Consider the following 17,652-nt stretch of genomic DNA (forward strand, 5'->3'; position numbering starts at 1 on the left):
TAGGTTGTTGCTAATGGGGAGGAATGTTTCATAAGTGAATCATGAATTTCTTGCTATAATGTACACTCCACACCAAACATTCCTATATTCAAACTTTTGCTCTTTGAAGTTTTAAACCAGAATATTCAGGCTGGCAGGCTGTACCTTAACATGAATGGGTGATTCTATCTTATTAAATTCCCCATCAAGATGCCAATTTTTAGTATTCACCTTGAATGATATTTCTGAAACCGGAAGATAGGTAACATATTCATCATCCTTTAGTCTTTTAGTAAACATTCTGAAAGCAAACAAAGCAGAATAAGTAAGAGGAAACTTTTTAACAAGTACCATATCCACCAGGCCATCACTTTTACTAGCTTTAGGTGCGATATAGGCATTATTTCCGAATTGGCGGGTATTGGCAATGTTCAGCATAAGGTATCTGCCATTATACTGCTGGTGTTCCTTATCAAGAAAAGTCACCTTGATCGGTCTATAGTTAAAGAACGTTTTTAGAGAAACCTTGATATAGTTTTTGAAACCACGACTGGTCTTTTCAAACTCTTTAACCACCTTACCGTCGAACCCTGTTCCTGAAACATTGATGGAAAGTCTGTCATTCACCGTAAAAGTGTCAATTTTTCTGGATTGTTTTGCCTTTATTTTCTCTAAAAGCTCATCCAGGTTTTTATTGAAACGTGTTTCGTTGGAGAATCCATTACCGGAACCTGCCGGAAAAATAGCCAGAATCTTATCTGTAGAGATCAAATTTTTGGCAATGGTAGAAATGGTACCGTCGCCCCCAATGGCTACAAAGATATCCACCTCATCAAAATGGGTTTTGATGAATTCATCTGTTCCCGGAATAGATTCGGAGACATAATACAGAGGATTATCAACCTTATTTTTAAGTTCATTCAGAAACGGCTGATAATTCTTTTTGGCCGAAAAAGGATTGATGATAAAAGCTACTTTTTCCATTACCGCAAAAATAGAAAATGCTTCCTGAAACCGGAAGCATTAATTTACTTAATTTTCATTCTTTCTTTAAATTCTGCATTTATTGTGCCATTTAGCTCTTCCCAGGAAATAGGAATGGTAATATCTCCGGCTGCAAAAGCTGCAATTTCATATGGACTGTAATGAAAATACAGATTTTTTTCATCAAAATAGAAGTTCTCTGATGTAGGAATCTTTTCAACCAACAGCATTTCTGAATTTTTCACTCCTCCGTTCTCATCCATTGTTCCACTACTGATCTTATCGAGATTCTTCATTAGCATGGCTTCAAGATTGTTTTCAGGCATTGAAGTAATATCCTTTAATTCCAGTTTTTTATTTTTCTTAAGGTCAAAAACTCTTTCTGAAAATCCATATTCATCATGGGCACCACCTATGTATGCGCTTGTTGTATATTGAATATGCATATAACCATTGATATTCGACTTAAGGTTCATATAAGAATTTGAGTACCATTCCTGAGCGTAGGTCATGTCTGAATACCAATCTTTATTATCATTTTTCATGGTATTGAAATAGCTGTTTTTTTTATTTTCAAGATATGTCTGCAGACCTGCCTTTGAAAAATCCTTTATTTTTTCATTCTGGAAATAAATACTATCCAAAAGTGCTTTATCTTTTAAGGTAGGAAATACCAATAATTTTGAAGTAAAAGCCAGCTTTAATGAATCGATAACTTTTGTAGAATCTTTTACAATAACGGAGTCTACAAGAAATTCATTAGATTTTTTTTCTTCTGATTTCACTATTGGTGTTACTGCAGCATCCTTTTTATTGCAGGCAGAAAAAACAAAGAATGAAGAAAGTGCCAGAACGGCAATGGTATTTTTCATAATTTTAATTTTTGCTATTGAATACAAAAACCATTCAAAAGATGAATGGTTTTTTAGAAAATTATTCTTTTTATAAAATAAAGTTAAAATCTGCTTGTTATGATTTTTTCACTAAGCTGATCACTTGGTTTTCCTGTTTTGATGCTACCCCCCAGATTTGCTTGAATGCAGGGTAATATTCTTTAGGATAATCTGCACTGGAAATTTTTGTAGTACTGGTAACTTCCAGTTTATTTCCTTTTTGTTCAATTGCGTAGCTATACTCTATTTCTTTATCTTCGGTAACAATCTTTTTATTCTTCGGCATTTCTTCAATCACATATCCTGCCGGAATTTCAAGAATTACTTTTTTAACCTTTGTAGTAGGAGATCCAAAATCAATAGGATATTTTCTGGTTTCTGTCTGATCAAACTCATTGGATGTTTTGCTTAAAAACAACATTGGGTTGATGATCATTTTCTTTCCTATTCTATCAATTAAATTTGAAGAAGAGAATTTCATTGTACTTTCAAACTCTCCATTTTCTAAAACTTTTGAATCAATTCCGGTGAAATCTATTGAAAAGTTTTCTTTGTATTGTTTTTTATATTTTTCAGCGTTTTCGTCATAGCTGTCCTTTACATACATGGCATAAGCACCTGTATCTTTATCAGAATAGGATCCTGAAATACTCCCATCATCATTGATCTTTGCATCAACAGTCAGGTAAGTATTGCTTGACTTCATATTGGTCATCTGAATCTGTGAAACATTATTTTTAGCTAATAAAACTCCATACTGATTCCAATCTTTCAAAGGTAGTTCATCCATGGAAGACTGCTTAGAAGTAGCGTCATAGATATGAAGCTGTTTATTGATCTCTACTGAAGCTAATACCAAATTCGTTTTTGTAAGGTTTGGAGACACCATATTGATTAAACCATTATCTACAGTAGAAATGATTAACGGATCAGACTTAATCCCTGCTTCACGGAAAAGCATAACAAGAAACAGGTTAATATCAGCAGCGTTACCTAATTTGGTTTCCAAAAGCTTCTTAATTCCATTATCAGTATAAATTCCTCTGTCTTTGTTCCAGGTAAATGTTTTCTGAACATATGAAAGAATTGCATTGGCTTTTTCAAAATCAGTTTTCATTTCTAAAACTCCTGCCGGCATGTTCTCTTTTGCCAACCTCGTTTTTTTCAATTCACCGCCAAAATCTTCATTCTCATCCAGTCTTTTACTAATCTGATCCCATGAAGATGAATAAAGTCTAAGTTCTCTAAAATGGGTAGAGTGAAGCTCAGCACTAATTTTTGTTCGGAAGTTTCTGTCGTTTCTTACATGTTTCTCTGTTTTGAAGCCTTTTACATTTTCAAAACCAAATCTATAGGTCTTGTACTGGGTACCATATAGAGTTCTGTCTGCAACTTCTCTATGTTTTGGAAGCAGCTCTCCACTATAGTTTATATTGTAGGCAATATTGGCTGGAGAATCCAGAACGTATTCTGTATAAAGAGATGGGGTATCTAATTCTATTAGGATCTCAGGAACTAAATACAGAAATGCAAATGGAGATAGTACTTCATATTGATACTCTAATATTGAGCCATCTTTTACATTAGGAAAGGCAAATTTATTTACGGTAACATACTTGCTTTCTTTACTTTTATATTTTGAGCTTTTCTCTACTTTTACCGGAACTGCTTTTCCATCTTCAAGATTGTATGTGAATGCCTTAAACTTATTTAGGGTTTCCAAATCACTTCCACTCTGGCGAAGAGGAACTTCTACGTTCAACCAATCTTCAGCTTTATCTTTATTGTAGATCTTAACTCTATACACATATTCTTTGTGCAGATCTCCTGTAGATGCATCTATTCTGTAATGAACAGATTTATACAGAATTTCAGCGGGAGCATTCTCATCTAATAATGATTTTGCTTTGGATAAATCTGCATCGGAAAATTTGGGAGGGTTTAAGAACTCATGTTTTTGTGCCTTTACAAAAGCCAAATTTGCTGAGCAAATAAGGACTAATACTACTTTTTTCATCTTTATATTTTAGTAATTAAAATTTTTGAATTGTCCATGTTTATAGTTTTTTTTCTGAAGCCTACATATTCATTGTATTTTTCCTTTGGATAGGTTCCTTTATTGACCTGTATTTTCCTCAACACCTTTAGTTCTTCTCCATTTTTAACAAAGCTTAGTTTATAATACCCAAATTCTGAATTGATCGTAATGTCATTAGGAGTTTCATCAATCTTATATCCTTTAGGAATGGTAAACGCTATTTCATACTCATCTTCAAAAGACTGTCCGATCTCAAAAGGAAGCGTACGGTTCTCTTCTGTTTTATAAATATTGTCCGAGTAAATTGGAACAGCTCTGAATATAAGGCTGCTTCCTGCACTTTTACAATAATTATTGGTTTTAAAATCTACATCATAAGTAATAATAGCCTTATCTCTATCATTGATAAGGTTCTTCATTTCAACTTTCTCAAAGTTTAAAACATCAAATCTTCTTTTCAATGCATCACTTTTTTCCTTTGGATTTAGACTTACAAACCCAAGATTGTAATCATATTGGTTTCCGGTATAAGAAAAGCTTCCCTCTCCTGTAATTGCGTTGTCTTCACCAATCTTTATCTTAAGTTTCTGATTTTCTTTGTTTTGTTCAGCGGTATAAGTAGGGGTATTTATCAGTTCTATTCCTGTTTTCTGTACGGAAATTACGTTTCTGTCCGTTGTAGAATATCCCAAGTGATTAAATGCGGTCTGCTGTGAGGTATTTTCAAGCCAGATATTTCCTTTTTCGGTTGGAACCATTAAAATAGCATGATTTCCGCCCATCGTTGGAAATTCCGGATCATAAGATACCTGTGAAGAACTAGAATTAATTACACAATAGTAAGATGGTATTCCTGCTTCATTTAGAAGGGTTTTCATATAATTGGTAAGACCTTTACAGTCTCCATATCCTTTTTGATGTACTTCTTCCGGCATCATTGGCAACCAGCCTCCAATTCCTAATCCAACATATATATACCTGGTTTTATTCTGCATATACTGATAGATCTTCTTTACTTTTTCTTCCACAGATCCCTGAAGCTGCAAGGCTGCAACTTCTGCTTTAATGGAGGGCGTAGATACTGAAGCGGGTTCTACAAGGTTATTGTAATACCATGTTCCAAAATCTGTCCAATTATTCAAAGTTCCTTGTCTTCCTGCCAGATTGAATTTCGTCAGAGCAAAATTTACACTCGGTAATATTTTAACAGGCTGCGGAATCAAAGGAGCATCATCAATTGCGGGCACATTCTTGTAGGAATATGTTTTATCATTTCCGTTGCCGCTTTCTATCACTGAAGTATAGTTGTATTTTGATGGATAAATCTTCGTACGCAGATCAATTCCCGATGTATTAATGATTTTCATTTGCGCATCTTCCAAAGAGGTATTAGTAGAGTAAAATGGCACAAAATCAGGAATAAAAACAGTGTTCTTGTTTTCTGACTGATATGAAAAATCAATTGTATAAGGATATTGAGCAGGTGTATATGAAAACACCAAAATTCTGTTATCAGAATAAAATACCCCTTGTCTGTTATTGGCATAGTCACCAAAATCAGATTTGGAATAGCTTTTTATTTTCTTTCCAGACTCATCATATATGGTCACCTTTATATCTGAAATACTCCTTGACTTATCATAAGGAATATAGGCTACAGCTTTATCATCACCATCTTTATTAAGAACAGTAGTTACCGTATTATACTGGTATTTTATTTCATCAATTTTATTGATCTGGACAGTTGTGAAATCTTTTCGGATAACAATATTTGCATTTTTCTTTAAATCTTCGGGAATTGAAGATACAGGATAGGTTTGAGCAAAGTAAATTGAGGCTGTGGATAAAGCCCCCAGAAATAATATTTTCATCATAGTTATTAAAATTACACAAAAATAATAAAATCTTAATAATTGTTAATAATAACTTAAAAAAAATTAAAAATGCATTAAAAATCAAATAATTAAATACAATAAAAATGAAATTTCACAACTTAAAATCTCATTTTATAGATTATTATTAAAGATGTAAAGGCCTAAATAATCTTGTGATGCAATCAAAAAGTATGACTGCCTTAAATGATATTATTATTTTATGATTTAAAGTAAAAACATCTAGAATATGAAACACTATTCTATTAAAATAAAAAAAGGCTCCGTGTTTGGAGCCTTCTATTTTTTAACCTTTTAGTTTTTTAATCATTTGGAATATTCTTACTATTGAAAGTATCACTTCCAAGTCCTAATACCGGAATAAAAATAAATCCTAGGAAAAACAAAAGAATTGTGTAAAGAGGAGTTTCTTTTGAAAAGCCTTTGGCCAATCTATCGTTTATAACCCACGATGCATATAAGTTTACAAAAGGAATACAGAATAAGATGATCCACCAAATTGGTTTCTTTACAATATCCAGCAATACAATGATATTATAAATTGGAACAAAGGCAGCCCAAGCATCTTCCCTGCCAGCTTTTTTGAATATTTTATACATACAATACCCATAAAATAGGTAGAATATAAGACTCATGAACATAGTCCCAATCCCTAATCCTGCAGCAGCGGCTCCAGAAACTGCATCTGCCCCACTATAGGGGTCTGTTTGTAAAAGAGTTAACATATTATTATATTTTTTTGGTTACCCCCAAATATAAAAAAAGCTCCTAAATATTAGGAGCTTTTTTTATATATTTTTAAAAATGATTATGCATCAATTTTTGCATACTTTGCATTTTTCTCAATAAATTCTCTTCTTGGTGGAACCTCATCACCCATCAACATTGAGAAAACACTGTCTGCTTCCACAGCATTGTCAATAGTTACCTGCTTCAAGATTCTGTGTTCAGGGTTAAGTGTTGTTTCCCAAAGCTGTTCAGGGTTCATTTCCCCAAGACCTTTGTAACGTTGTACTTCAACACCTTTTCCATCCGGAGACATTTCTAATGTAAACTCTTCACGTTCTTTTTCGTTATAAGCATACACTTTTTTGTTTCCTCTCTTTAATAAATATAAAGGCGGCTGAGCAATATAGATATATCCATTCTCAATAAGTTCTTTCATATATCTGAAGAAGAATGTAAGAATCAGGGTAGAAATGTGAGACCCATCAATATCAGCATCGGTCATGATTACAACCTTATGATATCTAAGCTTAACCATGTTCAATGCTTTGCTGTCTTCTTCTGTACCTACAGAAACACCAAGAGCTGTATATATATTTCTGATCTCTTCATTATCATATACTTTATGAAGCATAGATTTTTCTACGTTCAAGATCTTACCTCTTAATGGAAGAATAGCCTGGAAGTGTCTGTCACGCCCTTGCTTAGCCGTTCCACCTGCGGAATCTCCCTCCACAAGGAATAATTCAGATTCTGCCGGATCTTTGGATGAACAGTCAGATAGCTTTCCAGGAAGACCAGAACCTCCCATCGGAGATTTTCTCTGAACCATTTCACGAGCTTTCTTTGCTGCTTGTCTTGCTTTTGCTGCTAGAACAACTTTTTGAACAATAATCTTAGCTTCATTAGGATTCTCTTCCAAGAAGTTAGTAAGCATCTCTCCTACAATCTTATCAACAGCACCAGAAACTTCAGAATTTCCTAATTTCGTTTTGGTCTGTCCTTCAAACTGAGGTTCCATTACTTTTACAGAAATTACAGCTGTTAATCCCTCACGGAAGTCATCACCCGTAATTTCTACTTTTTCTTTCGCAGGAAGTCCCAATTCATCTGCATATTTCTTTAAAGTTCTAGTTAAAGCTCTTCTGAAACCTGCAAGGTGGGTACCACCCTCATGAGTATTGATGTTATTTACGTAAGAGTGAAGATTTTCGTTAAAAGAAGTATTGTAACGCATTGCTACTTCTACAGGAATATCGTCTCTTTCACCTTCCATAAAGATTACGTGCTCCATAATAGACTCACGGTTTCCGTCAATGTAGGCAACAAATTCTTTTAATCCTCCTTCAGAGTGAAAAACTTCAGTTCTGAAAGAACCGTCTTCCAACTTTTCTCTTTCGTCTGTAAGAGTAACTGTAATCCCTTTATTAAGGTAAGAAAGTTCTCTTAAACGATTTGCTAACGTATCATAATTATAAACTAATTCTGTAAAAATGGTATCATCGGGCTGGAAGAACTGTTTTGTTCCTCTTTTGTCGCTATTACCAATTTCTTCAACTCCTGTTTGAGCTTTACCTTTTGAATATATCTGCTGGTAAACGTTTCCGTCTCTGTAAACAGTAGTGATCATTTCGTTGGAAAGTGCATTTACACACGAAACTCCTACTCCGTGAAGACCTCCTGAAACCTTATAAGAATCTTTATCGAACTTACCTCCGGCTCCAATCTTTGTCATTACAACCTCAAGAGCAGATTTTTGCTCTTTCTCATGGAAATCAACGGGAATACCTCTACCATTGTCACTTACCTCAATTCCGTTTCCTTCTTTAATGGCAACAAAGATAGTATCGCAGTATCCTGCCAACGCTTCGTCAATAGAGTTATCTACTACTTCATAAACCAAATGGTGAAGACCTCTTGTCCCTACATCACCAATGTACATTGAAGGGCGCATACGAACGTGCTCCATTCCTTCTAATGCCTGAATACTACTAGCTGTATATTGTTTTTGACTCATATTAAATATTAAAATCTTGCTATATGCAAAGACTTACAAATATCGTGATTTTTTTCGAGGTATGAAAGTTAAAAAATGTCAAAAAAAGGAATATTATAAGCATAAAAAAGCAGACCGAAGCCTGCTTGTACTTATGGATATTTTATATAGTTCAGAATCAATTTTTTATTGCTTTTTTAGAAATAATTTTGTTTGAATCCGTCGTCAACTTAATGATATACACCCCTTTATTCAAATTAGAAGTATTTAACTGATTTTTATCTTTTGCTGTTAAAACCAAATGACCAACCTCATCAAAGATTTCAATCTGTTTTATTTTCTCCTTTGAATGAAAACTCAGTTCGTTCGAGAAAGGATTGTTGAAGTTGATTGGAGTTTCTTTTGTTACCTCCTTTGTATTTAAAGTATCCTCACTAATGATATATCTGGTTATGGTAGACTGGGTAAACAAATACAAATAATTTCCTTTCACTTCAATACTTATATGATTATTATCTTTTGAAATATTGGAGTCAAAAACATTGGCATAATTAATTAGGATACGATTTCCTTTAGCAGAATAACCTACAAGGCCAACTGTTGTATTAATATCACTTCCCGGCACTCTTATTGTTACAGGAACAAAAACGTTACCATTGTAATCATCAATTCCCATTGTGAATAAATAATACAACTCTTTACCTTGATAAGTCTGAGGAAGATTCAACATCCCAGAATTTCCAAAGGTAACGTCAATATTCCCATCAACCTTTGTTTTAGAAATAATGTAATGGACATTATTACCTATAGGCTTCTCAAGCATCGTAAAGACTTCAAAATTACTGGTTACCGCTTCTGGGCCAAAAAGAAAATATGCTGGTTGATTGGAATATACAGAATATCCATTGTTTCCATAGGATGTATCTAGACTTCCTGTATGAATGTTTATTTTTCTTCTTCCTCCTGAATTCTCGAAGAAATAATTATCATCAATTCTTTCATTAATAATTGGAGCGTATGATGTTCCAGTAATATTTACAACACCATTATTTCCATATGAAGGATCAATAATTCCATTAGCATTATATTTTGTAAAATTGTCCTGATTTCTAACCAATATTTTACCATCAGAAAGATAAGATGCTGTTAGATATTTAGTTCCAGAAAAGTTATGTCCTATTACCAATTCACCATTATTTCCAAATGAAGTATCAGGAACACCTGCCAGTGAGTATTTATATAATTTACCATCAATTTCGGGGTACACAGTATTGTTATCTGCATATAGAATAGAAACATCAATATCTTGTGTTGGTAAATGTATGGTACTTAGCAAATTCCCATTGGCATCATAAGTCATAAAATTCACATTAAAGTTCCCGGTAAAATCCGTAGGACAAATGACAACATGGTTATCAGGAGTAATATACCGAGTATTCCATGAAAGGTTGTTATAATTATTTCCCGTAAAATCTATTGTTCCAAAGTTTCCATAGGATAGATCTTTCGTTAAAGTAATTTGAGAATTTCCAAAAGTATAGACACAGAAAGCCATTACAATAGCCAAAGTCTTTTTCATGATATTAATTTTTCATGCAAAAATAAACATTTTTCTTAGAGGTTGTAAAAACCTAAGAAGAGAAGTATATTTTATCAAACAGGGTTAAAGCAGACCGAAATCTGGTTATATCTGAGGACAAACAGGCTAGATCTCTCATTAAAGCAATTTGAGAACTTCCAAAAATTTGGATAAAGGAAACTACCGCAAGTGTTAAATTTGTGATAGGTATTGTTTTTTCACTCTTAAAAAAGACCAAAGTTAAAACCTATTCTTAAAATTTCTGCTGTTTTAAATCATGCTCAACATCAATAATTTATCCGTAAATTTATTTACTCAAAAGTTGATATTATGGATGATTTTATTGCTGCCCGCGCGCAGATGGCCCTCTCTTTGGGGTTTCATATCATTTTCTCCTGCGTGGGTATGGTGATGCCTTTCTTAATGGCATTTGCCCACTGGAAGTACTTAAAGACCAATAATGAAGTATATAAAGGATTAACAAAGGCTTGGAGCAAAGGGGTGGCTATCTTATTTGCTACAGGAGCTGTTTCCGGAACAATGCTTTCTTTCGAATTGGGGCTTTTATGGCCCGGATTTATGAAACACGCAGGTCCTATATTCGGGATGCCATTTTCCTTGGAAGGAACTGCATTTTTCATTGAAGCGATTGCCATTGGATTCTTTTTATATGGATGGGATAAATTCAATAAATGGTTTCATTGGTTCTGTGGTTTTCTTGTAGGAGTAAGCGGACTTGCATCTGGAATTTTAGTAGTTGCCGCCAATGCATGGATGAACTCTCCTACCGGTTTTGATTATATCAATGGACAATACCTAAATATAGACCCTATTAAAGCCATGTTTAATGATGCTTGGTTTCCGCAGGCTCTTCACATGACAGTAGCTGCATTTTGTGCTACAGGATTTGCTGTCGCCGGAGTTCATGCTTTCTTGATTATGAGAAAAAAGAATATTGAATTTCATACCAAAGCTTTTAGAATTGCAGTAGGCTTTGCCCTTATCGGAGCCTTTGGAGCACCTTTAAGCGGTGATATTGCAGCAAAATCTGTTGCAGAAAGACAACCCATTAAGCTAGCAGCTATGGAAGCCCACTTTGAAACGGAAAAAGGAGCAGCTTTCGTTATCGGAGGAATTCCTGATGAAGAAAAGGAAGAAATAAAGTATGCCGTTAAGATCCCTAAAGTATTAAGCTTTCTTGTCAGCAATGATTTCAATGCTGAAGTAAAAGGGCTAAAAGATTTCCCAAGGGATGAATGGCCACCAATTGCCGTTACTCATTATGCTTTTCAGATTATGATCTTCTTTGGTGTAGTGATGATTTGTATCGGAGCAATCTATTTATATGCTTTCTTCTTCAAAAAAGAATGGCTTACTAAAAACTGGCTTTTAAAAACATTTTTAATTGCAACTCCTTTTGGATATATTGCTCTGGAAGCAGGATGGACAGTTACTGAAGTAGGAAGACAGCCGTGGATTATTTATGGTATCATGAGAACAATAGATGCTGTAACGCCAATGCCGGGAATACAGTATTCATTCTATTTCTTCACAGCCATTTTCATTTCATTATCGCTTATTCTTATCTTCCTTTTAAAAAGACAGATACAAATGGTTCCGAAGCTTTATGATCCTACAGACGCACAGTTTAACGATAAAAATAAAAAATCATGATCTATATTGTAATAGGTTTTCTCTGGCTTTCTATCTGTCTTTATGTTATTTTGGGCGGAGCCGACTTTGGGGCTGGTATTGTAGAACTTTTTACTCACAAAAAAGCCCGTCATAAAACAGAGGAAATCATGTATGAATCCATTGCTCCTGTATGGGAGGCCAATCATATGTGGTTAATCATCGCGATTGTTATTCTTTTTGTGGGTTTCCCTGAAATTTATACTACAATGTCTACGTATCTGCATATTCCTTTAGTACTGATGCTCCTTGGTATTATTGCAAGAGGTACGGCCTTTACATTTAGACATTACGATGCGGTAAAGGATAATTGGCAGGTGTTATATACCCAGATATTTTACTACGCCAGCCTTTTAACACCTTTTTTCTTAGGGTTAATAGCAGCGGCAACGGTTTCACAATCTATTAATCCTGATGCTACCACTTTCCTTGACCTCTATATTTATAGCTGGCTGAATTGGTTCGGTGTTTCTGTAGGTTTATTTACAGTAGCCCTTTGTGCTTATCTTGCCTCTATTTTTTCGTTAAGAGAAACTCGTGATAAAGCTGATTTGCTTTTAATGATTAGAAAATCTAAGCAAACCATGATCTTCGTAGTTATTACCGGACTTCTTGTATTTTTAACAGCATATATTTCAGATATCCCACTTCTAAAGTGGATATTCTCAAAACCTCTGGGCATTATGTCTATTGCTTTTGCTACTATTGCTTTATTGCTTATTCTTAGGGCTATGAACGTACAGAAACTACTTCCTGTACGTGCGCTTGCCGGTTTCCAAATTGTAATGATTCTGGTGGCAGCAACCTATCAGCATAATCCGGACATTATTTTATTAGGAAACGGACAACATCTTTCACTTTTAGAACATATGGCTCCTCCAAAAACAATTTCTGCCTTGGGATGGGCACTGATGCTAGGTTCATTATTTATTCTTCCGTTTTTATTTTATTTAATGGCTTCATTCAGTAAATTGAGAAAATAGAACAGCATGCAAAGCTATAAGGATAAGACTGAACTTATTGAAGAGCTCAAGAAAAGACATCTTCTGTATGATAAAGAATTTGACGAAATCAAGGAAAATGAAAAGAATGTGATAAAGCCAGGGGTTGACAAAACACCATCGCAAAATATATCCTATCAGATTGGTTGGACACACCTATTGCTTCAATGGGAATCTGATGAAAAGAAAGGAATTGAAGTAAAAACACCCACTCCTGAATACAAATGGAATAATTTAAAAGGGTTGTACGAGTCTTTTTATCAGCAATATGGTACTTATAGCCTGCATGAGCAAAGAGAAATACTCCGGAATCAGGTCGATGAAATTATAGAATGGATTGAAAAGCTTGATGATAAAACCTTATTTGTTGCAGAGCAAAGAAAATGGGCTACAACACCCGCGAAATGGCCGGTCTGGAAGTGGATCCACATCAATACGGTTGCTCCTTTTAAAAATTTCAGAACTCAGCTACGGAAATGGAAAAAAGAAAGTCAAGACTAATAAAAAAGCAAATTATATAAAATAAAAATACCTCCAAATTTGGAGGTATTTTTATTTTATATAATCTTAATTATGCCAGTTTCATCAAAAGATTTTCATCAATCTTTTCAACTTTCACAAGATTATTTTTTGTTAAAGTCTTGGAAGCTTTATCCCATTTTTTACCGGATAACTGGCTTCTTTCTTTTACTTCAGCTAAAGACATTGCGTCTTCCTGAGAATTAAGAATCTCAAGGATTACTTTTTCATCCTCTCCTAACTCAATTTGAGGAACCGCTTTTTCAGGTCTCATCTGAGGGAAGAATAATACTTCCTGAATGGATGCATTGTTCGTTAAGAACATGATCAGTCTATCCATACCAATACCTAATCCTGATGTTGGAGGCATACCGTATTCAAGAGCTCTTAAGAAGTCCTGATCGATGAACATTGCTTCATCATCACCTCTTTCAGATAAAGCCATCTGTGCTTCAAAACGCTCTCTCTGATCAATTGGATCATTAAGCTCTGAATAAGCATTTGCGATTTCTTTTCCGCAAACCATTAATTCAAAACGCTCTGTTAAACCTTCCTTGCTTCTATGTTTTTTAGTCAACGGAGACATTTCGATCGGATAATCTGTAATGAACGTTGGCTGAATGAAGTTTCCTTCACATTTCTCACCAAAGATTTCATCAATTAATTTTCCTTTACCCATTGTTTCATTCACCTCAATTCCAATAGACTTAGCGAAATCGTATAATTCTTTCTCCGTTTTTCCTGTAATATCAAAACCTGTGAATTTCAGGATCGCTTCCGTCATGGAAACTCTTGGATACGGAGCTTTGAAATCTACATTATGCTCTCCAAATGTAGCTGTTGTAGTTCCGTTTACCTGAATAGCACAGAATTCCAATAATTTCTCAGTGAAATCCATCATCCAGTTGTAATCTTTGTAAGCTACATAGATTTCCATTGCCGTAAATTCCGGGTTGTGCGTCCTGTCCATTCCTTCATTTCTGAAGTTTTTAGAGAACTCATATACCCCATCAAAACCACCTACGATCAATCTTTTAAGATATAATTCGTTCGCAATTCTTAAATATAATGGAATATCCAATGCATTGTGATGCGTGATAAAAGGTTTTGCTGCTGCTCCTCCAGGAATTGATTGTAGAATAGGTGTTTCTACTTCAAAATATCCTGCATCATTAAAGAAAGTTCTCATGGCGTTGAACAATTTTGTTCTCTTCACAAAAATTTCTTTTACCTGTGGATTTACCGTTAAATCTACATAACGTTGTCTGTATCTTAATTCAGGATCTGTAAACCCATCATGTACAACCCCGTTTTCATCCGTTTTAGCTTGAGGAAGTGGACGTAAAGCCTTAGTAAGAAGCGTAAAGTTCTTTACTAAAACGGTCATCTCTCCTACCTGAGTGGTAAACAAATCTCCTTCAATACCAATAATATCACCGATATCTAAAAGGTGTTTGTAGACTTCATTGTATAAAGTTTTATCGTCTCCTGTACAGATTTCGTCTCTGTTGAAATATACCTGAATTTTACCTGTAGAATCCTGCAACTCAGCAAAAGAAGCTTTTCCCTGAATTCTGCGGGACATTAATCTACCAGCGATCTTCACCTGTTTATTTTCAGAAAAGTCCTGTTTTATAGATTCTGTAGTATCTGTAATCGTATACTCATCCGCAGGGAACGCATTAATCCCCATTTCAGTAAGCTTATTCAGCTTTTCTCTTCTAATGATTTCTTGTTCTGATAATTGCATTTCTTATTTTTCTAAAAGCGTACAAATTTAGGCATTTTTGCGTTGACCATCAATGAGTTTTTTCAGAAATTTTTAAATGCGAATCATGAATTGTGAATTTGCTTCACAACGAATTGAATATTATTATCTTTTATTGACTATTGGTTTATGTAATGAAATTGACTATTTACAGAAAAATGAATATTCATTTTCTTTCGTAATTAACTGGTAACAAAAAACTTGTTAACGATTACCCCTCTCAAAACCATCCTCTTCTGTCCTGTTGAGGAATAAATGTCCAGGCGAGCATTCTGCTTATTTTTTGCCCCTGAGCCATATCAATAGTCTTGAAATCTACTGCTTTTACCTTTTTTAAAAGTGAATTCAGCTTAGGCAGATTATCTTTTTTGGAAACCAAGCATGTAAACCAAAGAACCTTGGACGAATACAATGCACTCTCATTAATCATCTTGGTGATGAAAGCCAGTTCACCACCCTCACACCATAACTCTGACTGCTTACCGCCAAAATTAAGCAATGGCTGTTTGGATTTTGTTTTCTTAAGATTTTTTGTTTTCCTAATATTCCCTTTCATCGCAGCTTCCTCAGAATCATGAAAAGGAGGATTACACATGGAAAACGTAAACCGATCTTCCCCCTCAATAATATTTTTAAATATACAATCAGAGTCTGGTTGATGTTTTAATCGAATAACAGATGAAAGATCTAAATTTTGATTTAAAATATGCTGAGCATTCTTCAGTGAGTCCTGATTGATGTCTGTACCCAACATTTTCCAGCCATAGGATTTATGAGCAATTAAAGGATAAACAAGATTAGCTCCTACTCCTATATCCAATCCTTTCACAGAAGCTCCAGTCGGAATTTCTTTTTGTTGGTCGGCTAAAAGGTCAGCAATATAATGTACATAATCTGCCCTTCCCGGAATGGGAGGACACAAGTTGGTATCAGGAATATCCCAATCCTTAACATTATAAAAGTGTAGAAGTAAAGCTTTGTTAAGAAGTTTAACCGCCTTAGGAATGCTGAAATTAATCGTTCTTGTCTGATAAGCATTCTCAAAGACATAGTGCTTCAGTTCTGGCACACAAGAAATGAGCTGATCAAAATCATAGGGATTACGATGCAGATTTCTTGTATGCAGACTGGATTTTTCGGTGGACATATTTTATTTCTTCTGACTTAAAATATATTCTACCATTTTTTTTGCATCTTCTTTAGATACCTGTGGGTGGGCCGCCATAGGGACACTTCCCCAAACTCCACTTCCGCCCTCTATAATCTTGGAAGCAAGCAGATCTATATCTTTTTCAGAATATTTAGTCGCTATTTCCTTATAAGATGGTCCTATCATTCTCTCATTAACAGAGTGACATCCCGAGCAGTCCAATGTTTCCATGATTTGATCACCTGAAAGATTAGATTTTGCCGGAGCTGACACTGGTGCAGCGTCAGATGATGCAACTTCTGTTGTATTTTCTTTTTTAGAACAGGAAATGATCATAAGACCTAAAGTTCCTGCCAAAAGCAATTTTTTCATTATTTTTTTGCTGTAGAATCTGTTTTAGCAGCTTCAGGAGCAGGTGTAGCCGGAGTTGTAGCAGCTGCAGCAGCAGCAGGTTTAGCCGTAGAATCTACAACGGTAGTTGTTTCTGGTTCTTCAAGCATTGTGTTGCTATCCTGTAAAGAGTGATCTACTTTTTTTGAGCAGCTTGCTAATAATAAACCTCCAATAAATGCGATTGCTAATACTTTTTTCATTTTTTTCTAATTTGGAAGCAAAAATATAAAAAATAAGCTTTTAAAACGATGACATCTCCCCACTTTAGATATATTTTTTTAGAAATTTAATGAATTCGTAATCGTTATATAAGGTGATATATTTAAATTTAACCTATGGTTTTAATTTCAAAAATTCTGTTTTTCACCAGCCATCATGGTTTTTATACTGTGATATTGCTCTTCATATTCTTTGGATTGCTCTTTTATGTAACAAAAAAAGCATTATTTCTGATTCCTATTATTCCTTTGGCCATTTTAAATGGAGTTTGCGGTCAATTTTTAAACGCCTGGTTTCTCAATACATATGGTGTTGAAAGCACAGCTATTATTACTTCCGATATCGAAACCAATTCCACATTAAACGAAAGCTATATTCATGATTATGAAGCTATTGTAAAGAAACAAGACGGAAAATATACGACTACTTTTTTTTCAACGACTACTGCAGCAATCTATCCTATCAGAAATTCAATTAGAATTCCTAGTCAAAAAGATCTTCCTATAAAATATATTCCCGGATATGAAAAAAATATTGTCATTCTTTATGATCAATCCAGAGAAGGAAAAATTTTATTAGAAAATGAAAAACTTGCTCCTGTCAATTCTGCAAAAATCAAGTATGAAGCAGACAAAAGCAACAAGGAATTTATTGAGGAATACATCTCAGCTTTAGAAGATTATACAAATTCTTATAATGATGAAAGTTCTAGACTAAAGATTGAAGAACTCAGAAAAGAACTCAGGCAGTTGAAGTAGTATATTTCAAAATAAGTTTTTATTTTTTTTGAATTTTTTGTTTTTTGTATTAAAAAAATTTCTAA

At 34.4% G+C, this 17,652-nt stretch carries 15 protein-coding genes; 4 read left to right on the plus strand and 11 right to left on the minus strand.

Annotated features, from left to right (window positions below):
- Positions 1-111: 111 nt before the first annotated feature.
- The 7 genes from C1638_RS08255 to C1638_RS08285 all read right to left on the minus strand — a co-directional run bounded on the left by C1638_RS08255 (position 112) and on the right by C1638_RS08285 (position 10,087).
- The gene (locus C1638_RS08255; protein ID WP_109619930.1) at positions 112-963 is read right to left on the minus strand and encodes a diacylglycerol/lipid kinase family protein; all 852 of its coding nucleotides are present in this window, start codon (positions 961-963) and stop codon (positions 112-114) included.
- A 44-nt stretch (positions 964-1,007) separates the two neighbouring features.
- Positions 1,008-1,835 carry an RsiV family protein gene (locus C1638_RS08260; protein WP_109619932.1) on the minus strand — a complete coding sequence of 276 codons (828 nt, stop codon included), beginning with the start codon at positions 1,833-1,835 and terminating at the stop codon, positions 1,008-1,010.
- A 97-nt stretch (positions 1,836-1,932) separates the two neighbouring features.
- On the minus strand, positions 1,933-3,873 hold the full coding sequence (locus C1638_RS08265; RefSeq protein WP_109619934.1) for a transglutaminase-like domain-containing protein: 1,941 nt from the start codon (positions 3,871-3,873) through the stop codon (positions 1,933-1,935).
- A gap of 2 nt (positions 3,874-3,875) precedes the next feature.
- A complete protein-coding gene (locus C1638_RS08270) occupies positions 3,876-5,768 on the minus strand; it encodes a DUF3857 domain-containing transglutaminase family protein (RefSeq protein ID WP_109619937.1) in 1,893 nt (630 codons plus the stop codon).
- Between the two features lie 320 nt (positions 5,769-6,088).
- Positions 6,089-6,511: a DUF5684 domain-containing protein gene (locus C1638_RS08275; RefSeq protein WP_076354059.1), complete on the minus strand. Its 423-nt coding sequence runs from the start codon at positions 6,509-6,511 to the stop codon at positions 6,089-6,091.
- Between the two features lie 83 nt (positions 6,512-6,594).
- Entirely contained in the window at positions 6,595-8,529 is a 1,935-nt protein-coding gene (gene gyrB / locus C1638_RS08280; RefSeq protein ID WP_109619939.1) for a DNA topoisomerase (ATP-hydrolyzing) subunit B, read from the minus strand.
- Positions 8,530-8,686: 157 nt separating this feature from the next.
- A complete protein-coding gene (locus tag C1638_RS08285) occupies positions 8,687-10,087 on the minus strand; it encodes a T9SS type A sorting domain-containing protein (RefSeq protein ID WP_109619941.1) in 1,401 nt (466 codons plus the stop codon).
- A gap of 330 nt (positions 10,088-10,417) precedes the next feature.
- Here C1638_RS08285 and C1638_RS08290 point away from each other — a divergent pair, with 330 nt between their 5' ends.
- Genes C1638_RS08290 through C1638_RS08300 form a run of 3 tightly spaced genes read left to right on the plus strand, consistent with a single transcriptional unit; the run spans position 10,418 to position 13,281 of the window.
- Positions 10,418-11,761: a cytochrome ubiquinol oxidase subunit I gene (locus tag C1638_RS08290; RefSeq protein ID WP_109619943.1), complete on the plus strand. Its 1,344-nt coding sequence runs from the start codon at positions 10,418-10,420 to the stop codon at positions 11,759-11,761.
- A complete protein-coding gene (locus C1638_RS08295; protein ID WP_109619944.1) occupies positions 11,758-12,762 on the plus strand; it encodes a cytochrome d ubiquinol oxidase subunit II in 1,005 nt (334 codons plus the stop codon). Before C1638_RS08290 ends, C1638_RS08295 begins: the two co-directional genes overlap by 4 nt.
- Positions 12,763-12,768: 6 nt before the next feature.
- Positions 12,769-13,281 carry a ClbS/DfsB family four-helix bundle protein gene (locus C1638_RS08300; RefSeq protein WP_109619946.1) on the plus strand — a complete coding sequence of 171 codons (513 nt, stop codon included), beginning with the start codon at positions 12,769-12,771 and terminating at the stop codon, positions 13,279-13,281.
- A 70-nt stretch (positions 13,282-13,351) separates the two neighbouring features.
- On the opposite strand, the gene lysS is transcribed toward C1638_RS08300, so the two are convergent.
- The 4 genes from lysS to C1638_RS08320 form a co-directional block, all read right to left on the minus strand.
- Entirely contained in the window at positions 13,352-15,049 is a 1,698-nt protein-coding gene (lysS, locus tag C1638_RS08305) for a lysine--tRNA ligase (protein WP_109619948.1), read from the minus strand.
- A gap of 238 nt (positions 15,050-15,287) precedes the next feature.
- The gene (gene rlmF, locus C1638_RS08310; protein ID WP_109619950.1) at positions 15,288-16,214 is read right to left on the minus strand and encodes a 23S rRNA (adenine(1618)-N(6))-methyltransferase RlmF; all 927 of its coding nucleotides are present in this window, start codon (positions 16,212-16,214) and stop codon (positions 15,288-15,290) included.
- Positions 16,215-16,217: 3 nt separating this feature from the next.
- A complete protein-coding gene (locus tag C1638_RS08315) occupies positions 16,218-16,589 on the minus strand; it encodes a c-type cytochrome (RefSeq protein ID WP_109619952.1) in 372 nt (123 codons plus the stop codon).
- Entirely contained in the window at positions 16,589-16,810 is a 222-nt protein-coding gene (locus C1638_RS08320; protein ID WP_109619954.1) for a hypothetical protein, read from the minus strand. The genes C1638_RS08315 and C1638_RS08320 overlap by 1 nt, the downstream gene beginning before the upstream one ends.
- Positions 16,811-16,945: 135 nt before the next feature.
- Between C1638_RS08320 and C1638_RS08325 the strand changes: the two genes are divergently transcribed.
- Positions 16,946-17,587 (plus strand): hypothetical protein, encoded by a 642-nt coding sequence (locus C1638_RS08325; protein WP_109619956.1) that lies wholly within the window; start codon positions 16,946-16,948, stop codon positions 17,585-17,587.
- Positions 17,588-17,652 lie beyond the last annotated feature (65 nt).

The organism is Chryseobacterium oncorhynchi, assembly GCF_002899895.1.
Lineage (GTDB): Bacteria > Bacteroidota > Bacteroidia > Flavobacteriales > Weeksellaceae > Chryseobacterium > Chryseobacterium oncorhynchi.

Coding starts and splice junctions, on each gene's coding strand:
- gyrB (WP_109619939.1), bottom strand. CDS start 8,529: ATGAGTCAAAAACAATATACAGCTAGTAGTATTCAGGCATTAGAAGGA.
- C1638_RS08320 (WP_109619954.1), bottom strand. CDS start 16,810: ATGAAAAAAGTATTAGCAATCGCATTTATTGGAGGTTTATTATTAGCA.
- rlmF (WP_109619950.1), bottom strand. CDS start 16,214: ATGTCCACCGAAAAATCCAGTCTGCATACAAGAAATCTGCATCGTAAT.
- C1638_RS08265 (WP_109619934.1), bottom strand. CDS start 3,873: ATGAAAAAAGTAGTATTAGTCCTTATTTGCTCAGCAAATTTGGCTTTT.
- lysS (WP_109619948.1), bottom strand. CDS start 15,049: ATGCAATTATCAGAACAAGAAATCATTAGAAGAGAAAAGCTGAATAAG.
- C1638_RS08315 (WP_109619952.1), bottom strand. CDS start 16,589: ATGAAAAAATTGCTTTTGGCAGGAACTTTAGGTCTTATGATCATTTCC.
- C1638_RS08285 (WP_109619941.1), bottom strand. CDS start 10,087: ATGAAAAAGACTTTGGCTATTGTAATGGCTTTCTGTGTCTATACTTTT.
- C1638_RS08325 (WP_109619956.1), top strand. CDS start 16,946: ATGGTTTTAATTTCAAAAATTCTGTTTTTCACCAGCCATCATGGTTTT.
- C1638_RS08275 (WP_076354059.1), bottom strand. CDS start 6,511: ATGTTAACTCTTTTACAAACAGACCCCTATAGTGGGGCAGATGCAGTT.
- C1638_RS08295 (WP_109619944.1), top strand. CDS start 11,758: ATGATCTATATTGTAATAGGTTTTCTCTGGCTTTCTATCTGTCTTTAT.
- C1638_RS08260 (WP_109619932.1), bottom strand. CDS start 1,835: ATGAAAAATACCATTGCCGTTCTGGCACTTTCTTCATTCTTTGTTTTT.
- C1638_RS08270 (WP_109619937.1), bottom strand. CDS start 5,768: ATGATGAAAATATTATTTCTGGGGGCTTTATCCACAGCCTCAATTTAC.
- C1638_RS08255 (WP_109619930.1), bottom strand. CDS start 963: ATGGAAAAAGTAGCTTTTATCATCAATCCTTTTTCGGCCAAAAAGAAT.
- C1638_RS08300 (WP_109619946.1), top strand. CDS start 12,769: ATGCAAAGCTATAAGGATAAGACTGAACTTATTGAAGAGCTCAAGAAA.
- C1638_RS08290 (WP_109619943.1), top strand. CDS start 10,418: ATGGATGATTTTATTGCTGCCCGCGCGCAGATGGCCCTCTCTTTGGGG.